Annotated in this window: 6 protein-coding genes; 1 reads left to right on the plus strand and 5 read right to left on the minus strand. The window is 53.3% G+C overall.

Annotated elements, in window-relative coordinates; genetic code table 11:
- Positions 1-43: 43 nt before the first annotated feature.
- The 5 genes from moaA to BP822_RS05175 form a co-directional block, all read right to left on the minus strand.
- The gene (gene moaA / locus BP822_RS05155) at positions 44-979 is read right to left on the minus strand and encodes a GTP 3',8-cyclase MoaA (protein WP_048132343.1); all 936 of its coding nucleotides are present in this window, start codon (positions 977-979) and stop codon (positions 44-46) included.
- 61 nt (positions 980-1040) lie between these two features.
- A complete protein-coding gene (locus BP822_RS05160) occupies positions 1041-1442 on the minus strand; it encodes a hypothetical protein (RefSeq protein WP_157863784.1) in 402 nt (133 codons plus the stop codon).
- A 53-nt stretch (positions 1443-1495) separates the two neighbouring features.
- Positions 1496-1876, minus strand: a complete 381-nt coding sequence (locus BP822_RS05165; RefSeq protein WP_013719934.1) for an Hpt domain-containing protein — start codon at positions 1874-1876, stop codon at positions 1496-1498.
- A gap of 102 nt (positions 1877-1978) precedes the next feature.
- Complete coding sequence (locus tag BP822_RS05170) at positions 1979-2581, minus strand: DUF2284 domain-containing protein (RefSeq protein WP_013719935.1); 603 nt, start codon at positions 2579-2581, stop codon at positions 1979-1981.
- Between the two features lie 69 nt (positions 2582-2650).
- Entirely contained in the window at positions 2651-3595 is a 945-nt protein-coding gene (locus BP822_RS05175) for a universal stress protein (RefSeq protein WP_013719936.1), read from the minus strand.
- 226 nt (positions 3596-3821) lie between these two features.
- Here BP822_RS05175 and BP822_RS05180 point away from each other — a divergent pair.
- Positions 3822-5492 (plus strand): VIT domain-containing protein (locus BP822_RS05180; protein ID WP_286877870.1); only part of this gene is annotated, 1671 nt, incomplete at its 3' end.

Raw genomic sequence — 5492 nt, forward strand, 5'->3', positions numbered from 1 at the left:
CTTTAGGCCGGAGTAGTTTACAGAGACCCATTTTGCCATTTGACTATAATATCTTCGATTCGATAAAAGTGGCATCTGCCACCGATCGGCAGACCTTGCCGAAGTAGGGCTCTCTCCTCGAGTTCGCCACCCGCAGCAGTTCCTTGACCCTCTCCGGGTCGCAGCTATCGATCTTGACCAGATTGTCGCTTCTTAGCAAGCAGGGCTTGATCTTACCATCCGAGGTCACCCTCAGCCGAGTGCAATGGGCGCAAAACTCGGTGTTGTCCATCGGCCTGACCACCTCCACCTCTGCTCCATCCAGGAAATACTTCTTCCTTCTGTGCATCTCACGGATTAGGATGGAATCCGCCCTGGCAGCAAGGCTCCTCTCGATCCCCTCAATGTCTCCGGATATTCCCTGGCCTTGAATGTCCAGGAGCTCAATCAACTGCAAGATAAGCCCCCTCCGGCGGCAGAAATCGATCATCTCCGGGACCTCCGACTCATTCCTCTTCAAAACCACAAAATTCAGCTTGATGGGCAAGAGATCGGCCTCTCTTGAGGCATCAATCCCCGCCAGCACCTTCTCCAGATCCCCTGGACTTCCCCCGGTGATCTGGCAATACCTGTTCGGCTGGAGGGAGTCCAAGCTGACATTCACCCTGTCCAGACCAGCCCGGGCCAGAGCCTCCGCCCGCTCGGCAAGCAGGATGCCATTGGTGGTTATGGATATATCCAGGCTCTGGGGAATACGGGCAATGATAAGATCGAGGTCCTTTCTCAGCAGAGGCTCTCCGCCGGTGAGCTTCACAGAGCGCATCCCAAGCTCCGCTGCCGCTTTGGCAATGCTCACCACCATATCTCCTGGAATCTCGCCACCAGGCAGCAGCTCTCCCTCGTGATGGCAGTAGATGCACTTCAAATTGCATCGAGGGGTGAGAGCGATTCGTATGCCTGTGACTTTGCGGCCATAAGAGTCCACCATTTGACCGGCCATTACAAGCAGGTAATTATGTTGCTAGTATTAGAACTCTCTTCTGCAAGGTTTATTATATATTTTAGTATTCTATCTCGCCCAGGCTGCGCTTGAGATAGCTGAGCAGGGTCATGGCTATTATTATGCAGATAGCAAAGCCACTGAGCAACTCCTCCCAGGGATGGCTGTTCTCGGAGAAGGCATAGATTATTCCCCCGGAGAGAAGGGCCAAGATCAGGGTGGCGATGATGGAGACCAACATGGACCACATGATGGACCCCACCTCGTAGCGCTCGAAGAACGAGGCAGAGAGGACAAAAGCGATCGCCGCCAGGATAAGGGTTATGGATGCTGGCAGGCCAGGCCCGTAGCGGAAGAGCTGGATCAGCCCCAGAGCTAGGGCCATCATCACCACTGCCAGCAGTCCCGAAGCAAGAAAAGCCTTCAGGATGTAGTTGTCAAAGCGATACTCCATCCGGATCATCCTTTATCAGGTGTATATTGAAATAAGCATATGCATATTGCGTTTTGCCTCTTTCAATTCGACCTTTGGATCTCTGCATCAAGCTCCATCATGACCTGCTTATACTCCCGGTTAAGCTTTTCAGCCTTCTCTTCTGCTCCATCCATCACCTGGGAGCGGCCCATTATCTCCAGCTCCCGGCTCAGCTCCGAAAGGCGCATCGCCCCCACATAAGCGCTGCTGGACTTCAGGCTGTGGGCGGCGGTCTGCAGCTCTTTTGCATCACCGTTCTCCACCGCCTTCAGGATCGCTGCAATCTTTTGCGGTGAATGCTCCAGGAAGAGGCCACCCACCTCAGCAACAATATCAGGATCGCCATCATCCTGCAGCTCCCTGAGGCTGGCAAGCACCGATCGATCCAGTGCATTGCCAGAGACTTCATATCCTTCTGTCATTTCAGCCCATCCTTGCAATCTATTAGATGCGTGTTTGCGTATTTCTTACTATTTATTCTTATCTTCTTTCAGAATATTGAATTGTGAATTCCTGGCTGAGAATCAATCCAGCAGCACCATCCCAAAGAGAACAACCCTCTCCGAATAAGACCTGATCACCTGGGGACTGTATCCGGCATTCTCCAGGGTCTTGAACACATCCACCCCGCAACCCTCCATGGAGGGCCTCATCCTGTCCTTATGCCGGCACTTGAGAACGTCCAGGGGATTCATCTTCTCCCCACTCTCTTGCATCTCCTCACCTACACATGTCTCGCATAGGGTGCAGGGCAGGGCATAAAAGCCCAGAGCTTTGTAATAACCCAATAGAAATGCCCTGGTTTCCAACTGGTAGACGGTATCATGCAGATTATTAATGGAGTCCCAGAGGTAATGGTGGATGTGCCTGGGGTCGTTTCCCGGTCCCGGTTCCGCCAGGAACCTGGCCAAAATAGCCGTCTTGTACTCAGATACGACCCTTCTCATCTCCTCTGGAGATGGAGCAAAGGGCGGGCAGCAAAGGTGCTTTCCATAGGCCCGGCAGCCGTATCTGCACTTCAGCCTCACCCAATCCGCCACAACTATAAGATCGGTGGAGATGGGACGGATATCCGGATGGATCGATTGCAGCTCAAAGAGAATGCTGTCCAGATCCTCATCATTCATAAGATCTGCCTCCGTTCTTTATTTGCATTGCCCCTTTCTCTATTCACCTATCCGTTATCCGCGCCCGGCTCAGCCCGTCTTTTGCCGGACCACCAGCACCGGCCTATCCGATCGCCGGGCGACATCGAATGAGGTGCTGCCCAATCTCATCTGCTTGATCCAGCCCTTCCCCTGGGAGCTGAAGATCAGAAGCGAAACATCATGCTTTTTGGCAAGTTCCAGAATCTGATCGGCAGGCTTGCCCTTGAGGATATGGACTGTGACCATTCTTCCCGGCTGCTCCAGATCCTGACGCATCAGATTAAGCTTTTCTGCCGCTCTGCCAAACTCCTCTTCTTTGGATATTACATGGGCCAGAAGGATCTCTTTTGTTCCCTCCAGTTCCCCTGCCAGTACTATGGCATCCTCTGCTGCCGCCGAGAGGTCAGTTGTGACCAGAATCCTGGAGAAGATATCTGGGCAGAACCTCTCCATATTTGCCTCTTTACCTTTTTCCAGCATTTTGTGGCGGATGATTAATAGATCGGTCTCACCCTGGCGCAGCACCTCTGTGGATACGCTTCCGAGCAGTATCCCCTCCAGCATTCCCTTACCTTCTGCTCCCATGATTATCAGGGATACATTCTCCTCCCATGCCGTCTTCTGAATGGCATCGCCCACAGTTCCTCCGTAAACAAAATCCGCATCCTGCCTGGGCTCCGGAGGATTGAGATTTATCCCATCCGCCCCACTCATGGGCTCCACTATCACCTTCAGGATGGGCTTCACCATGAGAGAAACCTCATTTTTGCAGGTAATACTAGCGAGCAGCTTTGCCTCTTCATTGAGCCGAAAAGCCGCCTCGCTTATGATGGCGTCATAGCTCCATCCGCTCTTCTCCAGGAGCTTGGGATTGCTGGCATCCAGGACATTGAGAAGCACTACCTCTCTGGTCCCAGGGATCTCCGTTACATATTCGGCCATCTTGCTGGAGTACCTGGAGAAGTCGGTCGGAATCAGAACTTTTTCAAACATTTTCTCTCACCCCTCGCCTATTCTCTACTCAGAAATTGTTCATGAATCTGTCTTCGTCAAAATATATCAAAATGGCGATATGTCTTGGATCAATCAAACGACGATGGCAAGGGCCATGATGAGGATAAGATCTATTTATACCAATGACGCATTATAATTTGTTAAGATCTATCGGCTCTTTTGGGCTGATATCGAGTGTGGGATTATGTGGAAATACATCTTGCTAATGATAATTGCCATATCTTCAGGCCTGATGAGCCCCGCAGGAGCGGATGGAATCATCATCGTCGATCCGCCACCTGGAGTGGACGTGCGTCTAGACCAGTCTCTGGCCATCAAGTACCATCATGTGGACATCCAGATAAAGGACCAGGTGGCCACCACCCGGGTGGATCAGGTCTTCGTCAATGACAATCCATGGACTGCTGAGGGAACCTACATATTTCCCCTGCCAGAGGGCGCTGCGGTGAGCGATTTTGTGATGTGGGTGGATGGAAAGGCAGTGCACGGCGAGATCCTGGAAGCTGATGAGGCCCGGACAATATATGATGATGTAGTGCGGAGGATGAAAGACCCGGCACTGCTCGAGTATGTGGGCAGAAAGGCCCTCAAGGCCTCAGTGTTTCCCATCCCCCCAGGAGAAGAGCGCAAGATTGAGCTGGAGTATAGCCAGATCCTGCCGGTGGAAAACGGCCTGGTTCATTACATCTATCCCTTGAGCACAGAACGTTTCTCCTCCCGGCCGCTGGAAGATCTGGTCGTCAGGGCCCAGATCGAGTCGCGAGAACCGCTGAAGGCCGTCTATTCCTCTCGCCATGAGGTCTCCATAGATAGGGAGGATGACTACCATGCCCTTCTGGGACTGGAGCAATCGGATGTCCTGCCGGACAGGGACTTCGAGCTCTTCTACACCATCAGCAGCGAGAAGATCGGCCTGAACCTGCTCAGCTTTAAAGAGGAGGGCCAAGACGGTTTCTTCCTCCTCCTGGCAGCACCGGATGTAAAGGTAAACGAAGAGGAGATAGTGGTCAAGGATATAATTCTAGTCCTGGACACCTCGGGCAGCATGCAAGGCGAGAAGATGGACCAGGCCAAGGAGGCTGCCAGATATGTCCTGGATCACCTCAATCCTCTGGATCGGTTTGCTATCGTCTCCTTTGCCACTACCACCAGATCTTTCAGCCCCAGTCTCGAGCCCGCCGCCCAGGCAGATAAGGGAAAGGATTTCTTAGACCGCCTGGAGGCCATGGGATCGACGGATATCAACCGGGCGATGATCGAGGCGGTGGGCCTGGCGGAAGAAGTCCGCCCCACCACCCTCATCTTTCTCACCGATGGCCTGCCCACCGAGGGAGTGACGGTGACAGGAGCAATACTTGACAATGTAGCGCGAGAGGCACCGGATAATGTGCGCATCTTCAGCTTTGGGGTGGGCGACGATGTGGACACCGACCTGCTTGACCAGATCTCTATGGACAACGGCGGTGCGAGCACCTATGTCCGTCCAGGGGAAGAGATCGATGAGGAGGTCAGCGCCTTCTACCGCAAGGTGAAGATGCCCGTCCTCTCCGACCTCTCCTTAGACTGGGGCGATATCATAGTCGATCAGGTCTATCCCCAGAGGATCCCGGACCTTTTCGCCGGCTCTCAGCTCATCATGCTTGGAAGGTACAGAGAAGGCGGACCGGCGAAAATCACCCTGAAGGGAATGGTCAACCAGGAAGAGAGAAGCTATACCTATGAGGATCTCAGCTTCCGGAAAGAGGGCGGCGACGACTTCATACCCCGTCTCTGGGCCACCCGGGCGGTAGGATACTATCTCACTCAGATCCGGCTTTACGGGGAGAAGCAGGAGTGGATAGACTCCATCGTCTCCCTTAGCACCCGCTACGGCATA

This window comes from Methanosaeta sp. UBA458 (assembly GCF_002496085.1).
In the GTDB taxonomy this organism is placed as follows: domain Archaea; phylum Halobacteriota; class Methanosarcinia; order Methanotrichales; family Methanotrichaceae; genus Methanothrix; species Methanothrix soehngenii.